This window comes from Candidatus Tisiphia endosymbiont of Ptychoptera albimana, from assembly GCF_964026605.1.
Classification (GTDB): Bacteria; Pseudomonadota; Alphaproteobacteria; order Rickettsiales; family Rickettsiaceae; genus Tisiphia.
In genome coordinates this window covers 793,317-812,006 of record NZ_OZ032164.1, presented here as the reverse complement: position 1 = coordinate 812,006, position 18,690 = coordinate 793,317, and the positions used below count along the sequence as shown (strand labels likewise).

Here is an 18,690-nt window from a genome sequence, read left to right as displayed (position 1 = left end):
AAACCGATGTCTTACATCAAACTGTTTTAGGTTGAAAATCTTTACAGAAATCTAAAGCACTCTAGCGTAAATATAATAATCCCTATGCACTCCTTGAACAATTTCATATTTCTTAAGCAAACCCTCTTTGACAAAATTACATCGTTCTAAAACATTAATTGAACGTATATTGTCATTTATTACAGTAGCTTGGGTTCGAACAATGCCAGCATATTCTATAAATCTTAAAATAGCTTTGATTGATTTTAGCATAATTCCTTTACCCCAAAATGCAGGATCAAGATCGTAGCTTATTTCTGCTTTGAGGTGCATTGTAGAAACAGTATTAAACCCAGCCGTACCTATAAGTTTATTATTATCTTTAAGGGAAATACCCCAGTAAAACCCTCTTTGGTGATGAAATAAGCTAGACCAATATTTTAGTTCATTAGCAGCTTGTGGAATAGTTGATGGAATGTTGTTATCTGTCAAGAAAGGACTCATCTCTAATTTATTCATATAACCAAAATAGTCTTCTGAATCATCACTAGTTAATTCTCTCAGTACTATGTTGTCTAGGTCTAACATAGGAAATTGATGATATATAAAACTATTAAGCATGTGTAGAAGCGAATTTACTTTTATAATTAATCGGGTCAATTGTATTATTTTCTTCAAAGGCCTTAAGTCTAAGTAAGCAGGCATGACATGTTCCACAAGATAACCAATTATCTAATGGATCATAACAAGAAATTGTTTTAGAGTAATCTACTCCTAATTCTAGACCAGTTTTGATAATTTGCCCTTTTGTCATATTTATTAAGGGAGCATGAATGGTAATTCGTGTACCCAATACTCCTACCGCAGTTGCAAGATTAGCAAGCTTCTCAAAAGCGTCTAGGTACTCTGGACGGCAATCTGGGTAATTAGCATAATCAGTTGCGTGTACCCCCATAAAAATATCAAAGGCTCCTATTATTTCACTAAATCCCAAAGCATAACTTAAAAATATAGTATTACGTGCTGGTACATAAGTGATTGGTATATTATCCCCTAAATCTCTATGATCTTTATATTTTGGTACTTCTATGGCATCATCAGTAAGAGCTGATCCGCCAAAGCTACGTAAATCAATATTTACAATTTTATGTTGTTTGATATTATAGTTCTTAACTAACTCTTTAACTTTCTCAAGTTCAATATTATTATGTTGAGAATAGTTAAAACTTATGGCATGAATTTCGTAATTCATTTTTTCTATCATTGCTAGTACTGTAGCTGAATCTGCGCCACCACTAACTAAAACTACTGCCTTCTGCATAAAATCTCCCATGAGTAAGCTTAATTCTTATATCGAATTAGCTTTGTTATTTTACGTCCCAATTTTCTTGTTATACCCACAGGTAAGATTAATTTTTAGCACATCCTGCCACACCTTATCCCAGCCTTTGGTATGAGTAATATTGGGGAAAATCTTTTGCTGTACACAATTTGAAGAACTAGCTTTTACATAGCCATGCATAATTTTACTCGGCACTATTGCATCCTTGCTTCCTGAAAGATGTAATTGCGGAATATTGCTAATTTTTATTGCATAATCTATGGGATTTAATGACTCCTTTAACGCATATATCCGATGATGTTTACTGAAATTCTCAATATCAAGATTACCAGCTATAGTTATTATATCTTTAATATGCTTATTTCTTGCTGCCACCAAGATAGCAACTCCACCACCTCCGGAAAAACCAACCAAACTAGTTGGATTACCATTATTTATACTATTTATTACTATATTTGTTGATTCTATCACCTCTTCAGCCATTCTTTTGTCTGTCCAATAGGCTTGATTACAGTTGGGATTAAGCTCCACTGGTGTATATTGGCATGGACGAGCTATATAAACTATATTAGGTCTAGTATCAAGGGTAGCAAGCTTAAATAACATAACCTTAGAAGGAGTTGGATTGTCTGCAATGGCATAGCGTCCTATACTAATACTTCCATCACCTTCAATATAAAACACATAAGGACTATCTTTATCCGAGATACGTTGGTAAGTTGTGATAACAAAATCCCCAGCCTTAACAAGTTTCTTCTCAAACTTGTTCATTGAGGCTACCTTATCTGTTTCCTCAACCCTTGTCTCTATAGACGAAACACAAGAAGAAAGCAGAAGAGGAATAAAAAGTAGAGCAATTCTAGGCTTAGTGACTATGTTAACAAGATTAGCCACAGACAAACCTAGTCCATAAAAAACATTTATGCAGATTGATGTAACATCAAAAAATGTCAACATTTTCTTTATATCCTTTACTCAGGGTAATTTAAAAGTCACAATTAATAGTTGTTATAGATATAAACTCAACCACCATCGATGCATATTAAGCACTTCTTCCTTTCTCTACTAGGCTTGCAGCCCTACTTTTAAATTACCCTGCCTTTACTCTCCCTGTAAATCTTCTACTACTCCAATAGGATCAACAAGAGGAAGGGCGTCATTATTTTCCCCTATTGCTCCAACAAGAGGAAGGGCATTATTATCTCCCTCTACTACTTCAACATGATCAACAGGAAGAAGAATTTCCCATTCTGCTCCAACAAGTTTAAGGGGAGCATCATTAATGTCATCTTCACCTTTTGTCCAGTATGGACCAAGCTTAACTACACAACCAGGCGATAATAGTTCGACTATTTTCGATAGTTGTTCACTAGTATAAGCAGAAGAGAATAAATCAACCTTAGTAAGGGTTTTTCTATGTGCCATAACTAATCCTTTTAATCCTACATAACTTATGTCATTGCAATAAGGAAGAGTAAATTGCTCGAGTTTATTAAGCCCGTCAGCTATTCTTTTTGCTCCTATATCAGTTATGCAATTGGATGACGCATACAAAGCTAAAAGATCAGGAAGCTCGCGAACTATTTTAGCTACTCCTATATTAGTTATACCATTGTTTTCCACATTAAGAACTGAAAGCTTAGGAAGCTTAACTATTTTTATTATTTTTTCATCATCAATGCCACAGAAAGCTAGATTGAGACCAGTAAGATTAGTAAGCTCAGATATTTCCTCCACCATTTTAAGAGTTAAGAGATTGTTTTCAAAATTAACAGCAGTAATTTTACTCTCCTTTATTGCGTTTATTAGTAACTGGAAATTATCTATGCCCATCTTACCAATACCCAACGTATCTGCCTTAAATCCCTTAATACCTGGGGTAGTTTCTATAAATTTAGCTAACTGTCCTATATCAAATATCTTGTCAAGACATCTGATCTCCCCTTTCCCACTAGAGAATTTGTTACCCTCTTGATTTAAATTTAGCACTCCATCTTTTAAATATGGAGAAAAATCTGTTATCATAATCATTACCTCTATTAAAATTGTTACTACACTAAAAATGATACTATTATATCACTCATCTTACGCATGGCATTTAAAACCCATAGAGAAAGCAGCTTGGAGTCATTGCGAGGAGCTGTTTTAGTAGCTACGAAGCAATCCAATGAATTTAGATTGCCACAACCACTACGTGATTTCGCAATGAGGTTGTGTTGTTTCTCCCATAACTCTTAAACACCATGCGTAAGGTAGTCAGTTAAAAAGGTATTTCATCATCTAGATCACTATGGTCAAAATTAGTAACCATATTTTTGGGTGCAACAGAATCTGGTGCTTGAGTACCACCCCCTTTAGAATCCAACAATATAAATTGTGAGTTAAAATTCTGTAGCACTATTTCTGTTGTATATTTTTCGTGCCCAAGGTTATCCACCCATTTTCTAGTTTGTAAATTACCTTCCAAGTAAACTTTAGTTCCTTTTTTGGCATAATTTTTTACAACAGATACCAACCCCTCATTAAATATTACTACTCTATGCCATTCAGTCTTTTCTTTCTTTTCTCCAGTAGCACGATCTTTCCACGTCTCAGAAGTAGCAACACTAAAGCTTGCTATCTCTTTACCATCAGCCGTGTGCCTGATTTCTGGATCACGTCCTAAATTACCTATTAATATTGCTTTATTTAAACTACCAGCCACAAATCATTACCTAACTTATTTAAAACTTTATTATTGCAATAGTAATTCAAAACAACTTATAATGCTACAAGTTTTTTGACAGTTCCTTAAAAATTTATAACAAAATCATTATGCAAGAATATATAAAAGTTCGTGGTGCTAAGGAGCATAATTTAAAAAATGTAAATGTTGATATTCCTAGAAATAAGTTTGTTGTCATTACAGGCCTTAGTGGTTCTGGTAAATCTTCACTAGCTTTTGATACTATTTATGCTGAAGGACAACGCAGATATGTTGAAAGTCTATCTTCCTATGCTAGGCAGTTCTTGCATCTTCAGGATAAGCCTGATGTTGAGTCAGTCTCTGGGTTGTCGCCGGCAATAGCTATTGATCAAAAAACTACATCTAAAAATCCACGCTCTACAGTTGGTACTATAACTGAGATTTATGATTATTTGAGATTACTATATGCACGGGTAGGAGTGCCATATTCTCCAGCAACGGGTTTACCAATAAAGAATCAGACTATATCGGAGATGATAGATGCTATTCGCGACCTTCCTAAGGGAAGTAAATTATACATTTTAGCACCCATTATAAGAGGGCAGAAAGGTGAATTCAGACGTGAAATGCTTGATCTTAAAAAACAGGGTTTTGGGCGATTATTTATTAACAATGAAATTTATGAGATCGATAATCTGCCAAAATTTGATAAGAATAAAAAACATAATATTGAAGTAATTGTTGATAGGATTTCTCTAGAAGATGATTTAGGTAACAGGCTTGCAGATAGTTTAGAAATAGCTCTTAAACTAGCAGATGGTATAGTATATATTGAAATTGTTGACTTGCCAAATGGATTAGAAACCAACCTTACTAAAGGTTCAAAAATCATTTTCTCAGAAAAATATTCTTGTCCAGTTTCTGGTTTTCAAATTACTGAAATAGAACCAAGAATTTTTTCCTTTAATAGCCCATTTGGTGCTTGTCCTAAATGTGAGGGTATCGGCACAGAATTGTGTCTTGATAAAGAATTAATTGTTCCAGATAAAAGAATTAGTATTAAAGATGGAGCTATAGCACCTTGGGGGAAAATATCCTCAAAGTTTTTTTTAGAAACATTAAAAGCTTTAGCGAGTCATTACGAATTTTCATTAGACACTCCTTTTGTAGAACTACCAAATATTGTACAGCAAGTATTATTCCATGGATCAGGTGACGATGTTATAAAATTTCAATATCATGATGGTTCTAAATCTCAGGTGGTACAGCAACCTTTTGCTGGAATAATACCTAGTTTACAAGAAAAGGAGCGTAAGGCTGATTCTTCCTTAGTAAAAGAAGAATTATTAAAATACAAAGCAGAGTACAAATGCACATCTTGTGAAGGTTATAGACTAAAAATGGAATCTCTTTGTATTAAAATCGCTGATATGCATATTGGACAAGTATCTACCATGAGTATTTTGCAACTACAGAAATGGTTTAATCAATTAGACAAACAGCTCAATAAAAGACAAATGACTATTGCTGAACGTATATTAAAGGAAATCAAGGAAAGATTACAATTTCTTATGAATGTTGGTCTTGATTATCTTGCCTTGTCTAGAGAATCAGGAACTCTGTCTGGTGGAGAAAGTCAGCGTATTCGCTTGGCATCACAAATTGGTTCAGGTCTTAGTGGTGTGTTGTATGTACTTGATGAACCCTCAATTGGTTTGCATCAACGTGATAATGCTAGATTAATAGAGACTCTAAAGAATCTTCGAGACCTTGGTAATACAGTGCTTGTTGTTGAGCATGATGAAGAAACAATGTACGAATCGGATCACATCATAGATGTCGGACCAGGTGCTGGTATTCACGGTGGACATATAATAGCACAAGGAACAATTGAGGAAATAAAACAATGTCCCAATAGTATAACGGGTAGCTATTTAAGCGGTAAACAATCTATTGAAGTACCAACAAATACTAGAGTATCACCTGCGGGTAAGGTAATAGCATTAACTGGGGCTATTTCTAATAATTTACAGGATGTTAACATTACAATTCCTCTGAGCAGTTTTACAGCAATAACAGGGGTATCAGGTAGCGGTAAATCAAGTTTAATAATTCACACTTTATATAAAGCAGCTTTAAAATTTTTAGAACCCTCTTCAAAAAACTCTCCAGGAGAATATAAGTCAATTAAAGGTCTTGAATATATTGATAAGGTTATTGATATAAACCAATCACCAATAGGTCGCACACCAAGATCAAATCCAGCAACTTATACTGGTGCGTTTACCTATATTAGAGACTGGTTTGCTGAACTACCAACTGCAAAAGCACGGGGTTATAAAGTTGGTAGGTTTTCATTCAATGTTAAAGGTGGAAGATGTGAATTATGCCAAGGTGATGGTCTGATTAAAATAGAAATGCATTTTTTACCTGATATTTATGTAAAATGTGATGTTTGTAATGGAGACAGGTATAATAGAGAGACTCTTGAAATAAAATATAAAGATAAATCTATATCTGACGTCCTTAGGATGACAGTTGAGGATGCAATGAGTTTCTTTGCTAAAGTACCCCTAATTTACGAAAAACTTGTTACTTTAAATGAGGTAGGACTTGGTTATATAAAAATTGGACAATCTGCTACCACTTTGTCTGGAGGCGAAGCACAAAGAATAAAGTTAGCTAAAGAGTTATCAAAACGCTCAACCGGTAAAACTTTATATATACTTGATGAACCAACAACAGGGTTGCACATAGATGATATTAATAAATTGCTTAAAGTGCTGCATAAGTTAGTTGATATGGGTAATACGGTTATAGTTATTGAGCATAACCTAGATGTTATCAAAACAGCAGATTATATTATAGATGTTGGTCCTGAGGGCGGAGATAAAGGTGGTAGTATAGTAGCTACTGGGACTCCGAAGGATATCGCTGCTTGTAGTGAGAGCTATACTGGACAATATTTAAAGCATTATCTAGACCAGTGTTATAGGTAGCTACGATGAGCCGCCACTTTCATTAGCTAAGATTATTAGTGATAATAGATTAAAATGCATTCGTGCCAGCCGCTTCAAGAATGCATTTTTTTGATATTCTAGTCAGTTTTAACGCATTCGTGAAATGCACTAAAATCGAAGAATGGTGGGGCGTAGTGGACAATTTCAGAACCACGATAGACGTAAAATTATTAGTTATTCAAACGCTTACAGTCTATTACTAAAGCTCTGTAACTTGGTATTGTAACTCCATATTTTTACCATAAAAAGCCATCGAAAGTTTAATGATTCTTTTGACGTGAAAATGTTCTTTAACTTTTACATCATATTGTTTATCTATAATTTGCTTTAATCCCATTTGGGCTACCAAGGCTAAATCTTCTGCATTTTTAGCTATCTTATACTCAATAATAATTGCCTTATCTCCTTTACCAGCTTTGGGGATCATGATTACATCAGGGCGTCCATCACCTAATTCTTGCTCACTTGATATTATATAGCTCGGTGCTAACATGTTAACAATCCCTAGCATAAAGCCACTATAAAATAATTCGGCCTTTTTCTCTCCCACTTGATGAAAACTAGTGGCATTTAGCAACAATTCTTGTAACCGTTCTTTAAATTCTTCTATTTTACCTACCGGTAACAAGCTAACAAACGAGTAATATCTAGAACTATCAATTTTTAACTGATCAGTTACCCATTGGAGTATTCTTACTTTATATATGTACCGTACTTCTCTATTCGGTGCTGACAATTCATATATATTTTCTTCTGAATTTTGAACTGTAGGGTTTAAATATCCACTAAATAATAACAAACTAAATAGTCCTATTGGCTTATTGATGTCAGCAAAACTAATTTGTTTAGTAATAGGTGAGATAATACTTCTTCCAGCAGCTAAGCTCTGTAAATCTTCCTGCATTTCATCTGATAATAATACTTTATCTATCAAACCTGTCCCACCACTATCAAGCCAATAATGTTCGAGCTTACCTTTGTGTGCTAAACATTGCATGATTGACCATGGATTGTAAATTACCTCTCCACCAAAGGTGTAACCATTATACCAATCTTTAATCTTCTCTGGATCAGTATTAGTTGACACCTTGGTTAATAATTCATCCACTTCTGCTTGGGTAAAACCATAGAACTTAGAAAAATCATCATCTAGTAAGCTATATTCACTAACATTGTTTAAACCAGAAAATAACTCAGCTTTAGCAATCCGCAAAATTCCTGTAATAATTCCCCGTTCAACTGGCAATTCTTGATCGCCAGTTTCCCTTTTAAAGGTAGATTTCATGATTCCACGAAAAATTTCTAACACTTTCTGAAATTCTGCCTCATTAGTACCAAACCACCGGTAAGCACTATTAATCGGTGTATCATATTCATCGATCAATACCCAAGGCTTTTTATTGTAATGTTTGTACAGCAAGTGGCTTAAAATAGCCAAACTATTTTTGATATTGTCTAGAGTTACTTCCCCAAATAAATAGTGGTTGAAATCTGCTCGTTCATCTGATGCAAGCTTATCACTATTAGCTAAATATCTATGTGACTGAAATAATTTCCGTAACTGGCTTTTTACTCCTTGTTCGATATCGTGATAGCTTGAACCTTCCACGCTTTTAAAGGTGATGAATATTACGGGGAATTGGTTTTGATAATCTAAAATCAGATCTTGATACTCAGATATTTTAAGTGGCTTAAGTAACTTTTTCTTACCACTAGCTAGTCCTAAATCTACTTCTCCACCAACAAATAATTTATAATTTACCTGATTTTCTAGCGACAAAGGATTACCCTCATTGTCCAACTCTATTTCCAAAAACCGCCTGACCATATCCATATTAAGGCTTTTACCCCAACGTCTTGGTCGAGTGATGAGGATAACCTTGCCGCTATCTTCTAATAACTCCTTGATCATTAAACTTTTATCAACGAATATATCGCTATTAATTAGCAGATCATAGAAGTCATCACTACCCACTAACATTTTTGGTGGATAATTAATATTATTTTTGCTTTTTTCTTCTGTCATTGTTTTTACGAGTTTCTACTAACTATAATATCATTATACACCTGTTTTATTATCCACTAATATATATTAGTAAAATTTTTGCTAATCATACTATTTTTTATCAATATTGAAGTCAAACCTTAACTTTTGTATTATGGTCGAAATTAATTATATATGCCTTTTTTACGCCTAATAGAGATTGTTTGTAAAATAAATATCTGAATAATATAGTTGAACAAGACCACCGCTTTATCAAGAAACGAACTAAGCCAATGCTTGTTTTTAAAAGTTTTCGTTCTGCTACTATTACTATCATTGGCATAGAAAATATCCGTATGATTCAAAAAAGACAAATTACTGGAGCTAATAATAATTTTTCTTTTGAGAATTTTGTTATGCTCATGGCATCATAATGCCCAAAACCTGAGGTTTTACGATTTTCGCTAGACCACGATTTACAGATGCGAATCCTTTTGCGTCACATCATCATTGCCAGATAACTTAACTCCCCATTCTTCTTCACTAACGCTTACATGTTTCATCTCTTTAGTGATATGTTGAACTGAATAAGATGTTTCTGTTTCCTTAACCTCCTTAAGAATATTAGGGGTACAAGATACCTTGTCCTCGCATGTAATAACTTCCCAAGAACTTTTTCCTGTCATTTCTTTTTGTACATCGAGATGTCTTCCACAATTATCAAACTCAATCAAGTAGTCATCTTGATCATTTTGATCATTTTTGTATATGCGTTTGGTATATAACCGATAATCTCCAGGAATTTTAAGTTCTATTAATCGTTTATGTACAGCTTTTATCCCGTTACTTTTATGATCTCTGCTAATTAAACCTTTTAATAAAGCCTTAGTGAATTGATCCTGTAATTCAGGAGCTAAACTATCAAATAATTTAGGGTTAATTGTTGCATAAAAGTTTTTTGTACCTTCTACAGGATAAACATCTTTTTGATCAGAACTGTAAATTCCTGTTTGGGTATTCCACACGCATGGTGGTGGTGCTTTGACTGTTATCTCTATTGGCTTTTTTAATAACTCCATCTTTTTTTGTTGAAAATAAGCATGTATTGCTTTAGGGTCTAATGTATCAATAATTTCACTTAACTCATTAGTATCTTCGGTTAAATCAAGGGTAATAATGTCATTTGTAAAATTAGTTTCTGCTGTGGCACTAGATGAAGCTTGTTCTGTTGCTAAGTTAAGTATTTTTTGTTGTAGTTTTTCTAGCAATAATCGTGCTTTTATAACCTCTTTATCTACCTTACGTGACAATTCATGATGCAGTATTACATCTGTCACTGGCCAATCTAAAACTGCTATGTTTGGATTCGGAACAGGAGGTAAAAAATACTGAAACGCTTTATTCAGATTGCCATTTTCTATAGCTGTATAAAAGGCAAAATCTTCAGCATAAGAGAACAATTTAGAAGCTATATCGCCTGACTTAGCATGGGTTTTTAAACAATCCCAACAATCTTTAGATTGTTGCTGACACTTATTTGCTTCATAAAAAATAAACTCTAAATATTTTAAAGGAAGCATAGTATGATTTGATAAAATATCACTATATTGCTTGTACATATTTTCAAGATACTCTAATCCTTTCTCCCAATATCCTGCCTGTTTACAAATCTTTAATATGTTAAATAAATGTATGGGTATATTATATTGTACTCTATGGTTATTAAGTTCTAGCCAACAATCTATGGCTTTAGTAAATGCTTTTTGCTGGAGAAAGTGTTTTGCCCATATTTCTATATATAAAGTATATTTTGATGCTTTGGAGTCTTCATGCTTTGGAAATGTAAAACCATGTGTTGTGCATAATTTCGAAATAGTAGAACCTGATTGATACTCAAATTCTGACATAATAGTATGTAATTTTCTAAGTGCTCTATCTTGTGTACTGGTCGCCTGTAGCTTTAATGAAGTAGCAATATTAAAATCAGATTGAAATCCTAAATTTTGCATTTCCAATGTTTGCAGTATAGAGTATAATCCTCTAATATCTTGATCGGTAATTTTGCCTAGTTGTTCTGAACATTTTTTATCATCTTGACACCCAATGTAATGTTTTAATAATTCTAACACCGTGTCTTGATTATTTGGCATTAGTGTTTGAGCTAGGGTGAAATATTTGATAGACTCATTTACACTAAAATATTTCCATGCTTTTCCTAGATTAAAAAAGATGTTATATTGTAATTCCTGTACAAATGTATCTTGTGTTTTTATTTTATTATAAGCTTCATTAGCAAGTTGTAAATATTCTTTGGCACACTTGTAATTAGAGATACCGAAATACTCTATAGCTATTATGTTATATAGCATAGCTAATGCAGTAAACGCTTCCCAATATTGTGCTTTATCGATGATATATTTTTGTAATGCTATACTATTATTATCGTCTTTATAACATTCATATACTGCTGCTAACGTGCGTAATGCTTTTTCTATATACTCACTACTTATCGGCAATTCTTGGACAGATGCTACATTTGTTGGAAGTTTGGTTAATGGGTCTAGAAATTTTTTTATGCTATCAATAGTATCTGTTATATTTTTTTCCCTCTCCTTGTCCGATAATATGGCTTTATAAAAACTTACTATTCCTTTATATAAATTAAAGTGTTCGGGTGGTTCAATCTGTGGTAATTCACTGGCAGATTGTTCCTGTTTTGTTGTTATTATATGTTTGTGCAACTTTTGATAATTATAGCCATGGTTATCTTGAATGTTAGCATTAGCTCCTAACTTTTTTAATTGCTCTCCTATACCATGACGTTTATACAGTGCTGTCAAATGAAGTGCAGTATAACCTTGATCATTTTTAATATTTAGGTCAGCTCCACGATTATAGAGCAAAGTGATAAAAGGTTGTTGGTTATACATTACTGCGTAATGTAAGGGAGTTTGTTGATTCGCATCTTGATGATTAGGGTTAAATCCTTGATCTAACAAAAATGTACCAATTTTTACACTTCCATAACAAGCTGCTACCCTAAGTAAAGTTATTTTTTGTGGAGCTTGAGTATCTGTTTGTTCATCTGTTTGTTGATTTAAGTTAACCCCTAAACCATCAATTATTGATTTAACTAATTCATATTTTTTATCATCTCCGACTACACAGATTAATGTATTAAATAGTTTTTGTTTGTCTATATGAGACTTTATTGGTGTAAGCTCACATAATAATTTAATAGCCTCAATATCCTCAACTTCAATAGCATACATAAAAAGCTCCTGTAATACTTGTGGATTTTTCTTGAGTCTACTAACCTCTTCTTCTTCTATTGTAATTTTAGCCATAATTCAATTTCTCCATATTATTAATTTAATTGGTTAATCTTAAACTAAAAGGGTGCTGTCAGAACCAAAGATATACCCTGAACAACGACATATAGTAATATTGATAATATACTTTAAGTATTAATTAAATATAATAAATTGTAATATATTTTTGTTATTTTATTTTTCATGAAGTGGTCTTGGCTCAATGTTCAATTTACATTAGTTTATTTATATGGCAAAGATAAAAAAACATAAACACTCTACAAAAGCGTTTACAAGTATTAGCTTATTAGCTAGTGGTTCAGTACATGACACTAGTATTAAACAACAACACCTTGATAAATTACAAAAAATTTTTGATGCTCCTTTAGGTAATACTAAAATAGGAGATTTTATAGTCAATTGTATTATACTTTCCCTTGATGTAACTAATATAACTAATGAAAACAAAATAAAATATATAAAGATGGTCGAGCAATTTTTGTCAAAGTTTGTTCAAGAAACAGATGAGGTTGTAACAAAAATTAAGATGGCATGAACAATTATATAATCTTGTACTCATTCGTGATCATTTAAATATAAAGAAAGGTGATAAAAGTGTTATCGAATATTTATTGAATAGTAAAGTTTTTGGTAAGGATTTTTTAAATCCTAATAAATTAGACAACGATAATAAGTTAACATTATTAGATTTGCTCCAATCTTTAGATGATGTATTAAGAACTAAATCAGAAACCAAGAATAACAAAGAGTTAATTAAATGGTTAAAAGATACAAAAGGGGCTAAGAACTCTTTAGAAATACTACAAAACAAATTTAATAAAATGAATTACGATGAAAATATACAGAAATTCAAGAAAGACTTACAAAAGTATTTACCACAGGAGAAGGAATACGAGGGAGAGGAGATAAAAGTAGTAATACCTGCACTAGAGAACAAGAGACCACAAGAATTTTTAGAATGTCTCGATGTTATTTTACATAATAAAATAGAGGAGATTCCTCAACGAATGAAATTATTTTTGCGTGTATATAATGAACGTAAATATAGTGAATATGATGAAATTTATTGGGAAGTGATAGATACGCTTCTAAGTAAATATTACAAAGATATAGAAATAATACGTTCTATTATAAAAGATATACCATTGCAATTATCAAAGATGATGCACTATGAAGAGTTAATAGAACTAATTAAAACTTTTATTACTAGAGCCAAATACTCTATATGAAATATCTAATATATTTTGATATGTAAGGTATATTTATAAAAAAAATTTGTGGGGATATAAAATTTGGTGGGAATAAAATATGATACAAATTGTGACTTTTTATGATATAATAACTCCCCTACAATACAGATACTACAGGGGATTATATGCGGGTGCTAGGATAAGCGGATAAATTATAGTTGGTGAGAATCCAACCTCCGCAAAGTGTAGCCAACAGCGTAGAACCAAATCTTACGCATAAGGAGGTAACAAATTATGTGAAGCTAAGAGGCGGGATGTATTGGGTTGTAACGCAAGTAAAGAATATAAGCTCCGAAATGCCCGATATCGTAGAGGCTGACATGTTTCATATCATGGAAAGCAGAATGTGCAGTTGTGTTAAGGCAAGCAACTGTTGCTCTACCGGAGTCCTATACCATGACACGATACAAGATGGAATTTATCTGATTTTACATCATATTTTCACTAATATAAGTTAAGTTGTTTTTCAATTAGTGATGCTAAAAAAATCACAAATTCTTACTAAAAAATAGTGACAAGTAGTTATTTAGTTGTTTAACAAATTATTATTATTTAACCTTAGATGAATTGATATGGCTATTGTTAAAAACAATTAACAGTACTTCATTCATAACTAATTTAAGTACTAATCACTTTATATCCAAACTAAAAGAGAGGAAAAAATGCCATTAGATAAAGCTATTATACAACAAATAAGAAATAACTCTATTACTACCCTTGACCTTAACCGTAAACAGATAGGAGATGCTGAAGTAAAGGAGCTAGTCGAAGCCTTAAAGGATAATCAATCTATTACTCGTCTTTACCTTCATAATAACCAGATAGGAGAGGCAGGAGCGAAATCGCTAGCAGAATGCTTAAAGAATAATAAATCTATTACTCGTCTTTACCTTCATAATAACCAGATAGGAGAGGCGGGAGCGAAAGGTCTAGCAGAAGCCTTAAAGGTTAATCAATCTATTACTACTCTTTCCCTTCAAAATAACCAGATAGGAGAGGCGGGAGCGAAAGGTCTAGCAGAAGCCTTAAAGGTTAATCAATCTATTACTACTCTTTCCCTTCAAAATAACCAGATAGGAGAGGCAGGAGCGAAAGGTCTAGCAGAAGCCTTAAAGGTTAATCAATCTATTACTATTATTAATCTTAGTTATAACCAGATAGGAGATGTTGTAGCAAAGGAGATAGCAACAGAATTACAGATTAATAAAGATACTATTAAAAAAGTCGCTAAGATACTAAAACAGCAACAACAAGCAGAGGCAGATGAAAAAGCTAGACAAGAAGCTGAGAGACTTGAGCAAGAGGCAAAGCTTAGAGAGCAAGAGGAAGCTAAGGCAATAGAAGAAGCAGCTAAATTAAAAGCCATAGAGGAGGCAAAAGTAAAAGAATATGTCCTAGAGATACAGGTTGTGAAATTATTTGAGGTAGCAGATGGGGATAATCAGTTTGATAATGATGATCAGGCTACTATCAAGCAAGTATCGAATCTAATCCGAGATGGTAATGACCGCCTGCAGGAACATAGCAAGAAGGGGATATTGCTGCTTGGTGATACCGGGGCTGGCAAGAGTACACTTGCTCATTTGCTTAGTGGCAAGAAGCTGCAGGCAATTATGGATGATGAAATTAACGAGCTGGTTATTGATGCAATGCAGCCACTTCCCGATATTATCATTGGTCATAAACTGGCTTCCGAGACTAAGATTCCTAATAAATGTCTTGCTAAAGATGCTAAAGATATAATCATTTGGGATTGTCCTGGCTTTAATGATACTGATCCTGTTCAGGAAATTGCTAACAGCTTCTATATTAAAAGGCTTTTTGAGACTACAGATCAGCTAAAATTTGTATTGGTAATAGCTGAATCAGATTTAAGGAGTAAAAGAGGTAATGATTTCCTTGAAATACTATCTAATTTTATGAAAAGTTTTAAGGATGTTGGCTCTATAGCAGGTAGCATATCTTTAGTAGTTACCCAAGTATCGCAAGACAAGAATATTCAGCATATCAAAAACTCTATAGATAAAATATTAAAAGATAATCAAGGGGTAACAGATGAACACCGAGTACTGATTAATAAGCTCAAAGATTGCTCGATACATCTATTCCATAGACCAAATGCAGAAGGTGAGTTAGCTGTACCTGACTTACTTACGGCAATAGACGAATCATCTAAATATTCTGACGCTAAAGGTGATATGGTCAATATCACTATTTCTAAGAAAGCTCAGGAGTGTTCATCTCATCTGTTAAATACTGCCAGTAATAATTTTAATCAACTATTAGAGGTGATAGTTAAGGCTATTGGTAATGCAACTAAATGCTCAGATGTCAATCCACTCAATGCATTTTCTGAGAACTATCATCTTGTCAAAGATTGGATACCATCATCAATTCATTACAATAATCTCCTGCCAAGGCATAATAAAGATGAATATTTTCTAGAGCTGGAGTTATTATCAAAGTTACAGAAAGTACTTAACTGTAAGCAAATGGGAAGCATACTAGATGCCATAATGATCTTGCAGCAAGCATTGGAGATTTTTGCTGAATATGTTGAACCGGGTAATGTTCAGCTTCAGCATCAGATACAAGGCTATGGTTATTGTTTACATCAGCAATACGAATATGTGAAATTTTTTGCCAGTGTCTGTGGAGTTGAGTTACCTGATCATGCAAAGATTGCAGCAGAGTTAATAACGGCTTGCCATACTAAGGTAGCAGAAAATCTTGAGTACCAAGTTAGTAGTTTGCCTATTGATGAAGATAAACTTGATCAAGTTTATTATCATAAAGCTATAAAGTATCTAGAGGATTATCCGGACTCTCCTGCCTGCAAGAATCTTAAGGCTATAGCCTATAGTTGCGTAGCTAGTATCGCTGAGCAGAATGGTGAAAATGAGGCATTGGCTTACTATGTAAAAGCTATAGAGGCGAACAGTCATCTACCAAAAATATATGAAAAACTTGGTCAGCTATTTTTTAATAAGGGTGAATATGCTAAAGCGATTGATTGCTATAAAGTAGTTAATAATGAATTTGAGATAAAAGCATGTTTTAAAGCATGGTTAGAACAAGATAAAAGAAATCCTGATATAATGCTAAAATATGCTGAGTATTCTGAGTCTGTAGGTTTATTTGAGCAAGCCAAAAAATATTATCACCATGCATTCAGCCTAAGTCAAGATGAAAATTTTAAGGCTACAGCTCTTAAGAAAATTGGTAATATTATGGCTAATACTGCTCCTCAGAGTCAGAATTTTATCACTAGAGCAAAGGAACATGATTTTTACAATTATGACCTAGTAGATGAAGCATTTACCCACAATTTACTTGGCGACTCAGGTTCAGAATGTAATTTGTACTGCTAAAAGATTGCAAGGCAGTTTGCTGTAAGTATACTCAATTAACCTGAAGAGTTGGCAAATTACCTTTGTATTTATCAATATTAGCAAAAAATCTATCTATAGCTTCTGAGAATTGAGCAAAATTATGGTAAAATTTATTATTTGTTACAATTCTATGCATAAATTTCCATAATCGTTCAATCGAATTAAGATTAGGGCTATAGGGAGGTAAAAATACTAATTCTTATTTTGCTATTTACTAGATACTCCTTTACTTTCTTTGACTTATGATACCCAGCATTATCACAAATCAAATATATCTTCTCTTTATATTTACAACAAGTCATAAAATATTTAGATGCCATTGTTGCCAATAATAAAGTGATACTTGATGCTTTAAATGGTAAATTTTAATAAAATTATTTACCCTTATTTTTAAAGATTGTAGCTATTTGAGTAATGAAATAAAAAATTTGAATGTGTAATGACTTGATACTTTTGATTAATGTCGCCACACATTAAATCTTAATTAGCTAAATTAGGTGTTTAATTTAATAATAATTCTATTATCTCCAGTTTAGAATTATTATAACAAATTTTACCAAAAAATCATTGATAGAGGAAAACCTCTATACTTTTGGGAGTTAGCTAGTTTATCATTTTTTAAAACCATTGCCACCCATCTTACTTACCCACCACAATAGGGACGAAGCTAGCAGCAATGTTAATAAGAACAGATTACCAAATATCACCTCGAGTCCAAATTTTACAATAACTTCAACTAATCCGCCTTTACCTGCAGCAATTATATATTCATTAATTTCTCGCTGCTTTTTCCTCTCTAAAATATCCTCTACTAATTGAACGGTAAAATTATGGTCATACTTTAAACCTGATTCACCATATTTTTGCTCAAACTCTTCCTTGGTTAATTTGTTATTATAACTTTTAAAATATTCAGCAATATCCCGTAATTCAGGATCAATAATATCTTGTGGGTCAAAAGCTCGCCATAAAGTTGATAGGCTTGGACTATCTGCATAAGCTTGCCTAGCAGATGCCCGCCAAACATCTAATTTACTACTGCCTAACAGATCAAAGACACTTTTATAAGATATACGCTCTGGCAATAAGGTGGAATAGTAACGCGGGTGAATTGGTTCGTTATTTGCCCGATAACCTGCGTATACTTCCTCATTTTGAAGCTTTATTTCTTGAGGATAAGTTTTTCTGAATACTTTCTCTCTTAATAACTCCTTTTTTAATCCAAGACTTTGTTCTTTGGTATTAGGATACTCATTTAATGATTGATTCGATTCTTGAAATGGACGCATTACTATGTGTAATTTTTGATGAACATTTGCTGAATCCTGGATTGGAGAATATAACTCTAGCATTGATCCCATAGTGAGTTTTAATGATGGGCTTTTATTCTCATATGCCCCTAACTCAATTGTAAAGTATGAATCATTGCTAGATTGATTTATATTTAAAATAATAGTTATATTAGTACTTGTGTTAGGACTTATCACTTTTGGTAGTAATATAGATTTAGCAGTTTTGGCACTCGGTAGGTTACTACCCTCAGCTTTACAGGTACTAATTAATATTAATTGTGCTAATAAAATATTTAATAATGATATTATCCTTGAGTTCATATGTAATTTCCTCATTGATGAATTAAGACTTTATAAATAACCTAGGGAAGTTTTAGGCTATCTGTGATAGTATCTCTTATTTCATCAAGATT

The 18,690-nt window shown here is 32.9% G+C and carries 14 protein-coding genes and 1 pseudogene; 5 read left to right on the top strand and 10 right to left on the bottom strand.

Annotated elements, in window-relative coordinates; translation table 11 throughout:
* Nucleotides 1-51: 51 nt before the first annotated feature.
* The 5 genes from AAGD36_RS03830 to ssb form a co-directional block, all read right to left on the bottom strand.
* Nucleotides 52-600, bottom strand: coding sequence for a GNAT family protein (locus AAGD36_RS03830; protein WP_341755008.1), 549 nt, complete (start codon nt 598-600; stop codon nt 52-54).
* Nucleotides 593-1,300 carry a 7-cyano-7-deazaguanine synthase QueC gene (queC, locus tag AAGD36_RS03825; protein WP_341755995.1) on the bottom strand — a complete coding sequence of 236 codons (708 nt, stop codon included), beginning with the start codon at nt 1,298-1,300 and terminating at the stop codon, nt 593-595. The genes AAGD36_RS03830 and queC overlap by 8 nt, the downstream gene beginning before the upstream one ends.
* A gap of 51 nt (nt 1,301-1,351) precedes the next feature.
* Nucleotides 1,352-2,278: an alpha/beta hydrolase gene (locus tag AAGD36_RS03820; RefSeq protein ID WP_341755007.1), complete on the bottom strand. Its 927-nt coding sequence runs from the start codon at nt 2,276-2,278 to the stop codon at nt 1,352-1,354.
* 144 nt (nt 2,279-2,422) lie between these two features.
* Nucleotides 2,423-3,346, bottom strand: a complete 924-nt coding sequence (locus tag AAGD36_RS03815) for a hypothetical protein (protein WP_341755006.1) — start codon at nt 3,344-3,346, stop codon at nt 2,423-2,425.
* 235 nt (nt 3,347-3,581) lie between these two features.
* Nucleotides 3,582-4,025: a single-stranded DNA-binding protein gene (gene ssb / locus AAGD36_RS03810; protein ID WP_341755005.1), complete on the bottom strand. Its 444-nt coding sequence runs from the start codon at nt 4,023-4,025 to the stop codon at nt 3,582-3,584.
* A gap of 110 nt (nt 4,026-4,135) precedes the next feature.
* On the opposite strand from ssb, the gene uvrA reads away from it, so the two are divergent.
* Nucleotides 4,136-7,006, top strand: a complete 2,871-nt coding sequence (gene uvrA, locus AAGD36_RS03805; RefSeq protein ID WP_410521223.1) for an excinuclease ABC subunit UvrA — start codon at nt 4,136-4,138, stop codon at nt 7,004-7,006.
* A gap of 220 nt (nt 7,007-7,226) precedes the next feature.
* On the opposite strand, the gene AAGD36_RS03800 is transcribed toward uvrA, so the two are convergent.
* On the bottom strand, nt 7,227-9,053 hold the full coding sequence (locus AAGD36_RS03800) for an AAA family ATPase (RefSeq protein ID WP_341755004.1): 1,827 nt from the start codon (nt 9,051-9,053) through the stop codon (nt 7,227-7,229).
* 191 nt (nt 9,054-9,244) lie between these two features.
* Here AAGD36_RS03800 and AAGD36_RS03795 point away from each other — a divergent pair.
* A pseudogene (locus AAGD36_RS03795) lies at nt 9,245-9,445 on the top strand (DDE-type integrase/transposase/recombinase); the annotation flags it as partial.
* 42 nt (nt 9,446-9,487) lie between these two features.
* Here AAGD36_RS03795 and AAGD36_RS03790 read toward each other — a convergent pair.
* Nucleotides 9,488-12,358: an ankyrin repeat domain-containing protein gene (locus tag AAGD36_RS03790; RefSeq protein ID WP_341755003.1), complete on the bottom strand. Its 2,871-nt coding sequence runs from the start codon at nt 12,356-12,358 to the stop codon at nt 9,488-9,490.
* Between the two features lie 214 nt (nt 12,359-12,572).
* Here AAGD36_RS03790 and AAGD36_RS03785 point away from each other — a divergent pair, with 214 nt between their 5' ends.
* From AAGD36_RS03785 to AAGD36_RS03775, 3 genes are all read left to right on the top strand, one after another.
* Nucleotides 12,573-12,878 (top strand): hypothetical protein, encoded by a 306-nt coding sequence (locus tag AAGD36_RS03785; protein WP_341755002.1) that lies wholly within the window; start codon nt 12,573-12,575, stop codon nt 12,876-12,878.
* A 76-nt stretch (nt 12,879-12,954) separates the two neighbouring features.
* Entirely contained in the window at nt 12,955-13,572 is a 618-nt protein-coding gene (locus AAGD36_RS03780; protein WP_341755001.1) for a hypothetical protein, read from the top strand.
* A 683-nt stretch (nt 13,573-14,255) separates the two neighbouring features.
* A complete protein-coding gene (locus tag AAGD36_RS03775; protein ID WP_341755000.1) occupies nt 14,256-16,964 on the top strand; it encodes a hypothetical protein in 2,709 nt (902 codons plus the stop codon).
* Nucleotides 16,965-16,995: 31 nt separating this feature from the next.
* Here the strand turns inward: AAGD36_RS03775 and AAGD36_RS03770 are convergent, their stop codons facing one another.
* From AAGD36_RS03770 to AAGD36_RS03760, 3 genes are all read right to left on the bottom strand, one after another.
* Nucleotides 16,996-17,121, bottom strand: a complete 126-nt coding sequence (locus tag AAGD36_RS03770; protein ID WP_341754999.1) for a hypothetical protein — start codon at nt 17,119-17,121, stop codon at nt 16,996-16,998.
* A 37-nt stretch (nt 17,122-17,158) separates the two neighbouring features.
* Nucleotides 17,159-17,305, bottom strand: coding sequence for a hypothetical protein (locus tag AAGD36_RS03765; RefSeq protein WP_341754998.1), 147 nt, complete (start codon nt 17,303-17,305; stop codon nt 17,159-17,161).
* Nucleotides 17,306-17,596: 291 nt separating this feature from the next.
* Nucleotides 17,597-18,598 carry a hypothetical protein gene (locus AAGD36_RS03760; protein ID WP_341754997.1) on the bottom strand — a complete coding sequence of 334 codons (1,002 nt, stop codon included), beginning with the start codon at nt 18,596-18,598 and terminating at the stop codon, nt 17,597-17,599.
* Nucleotides 18,599-18,690: the final 92 nt, after the last annotated feature.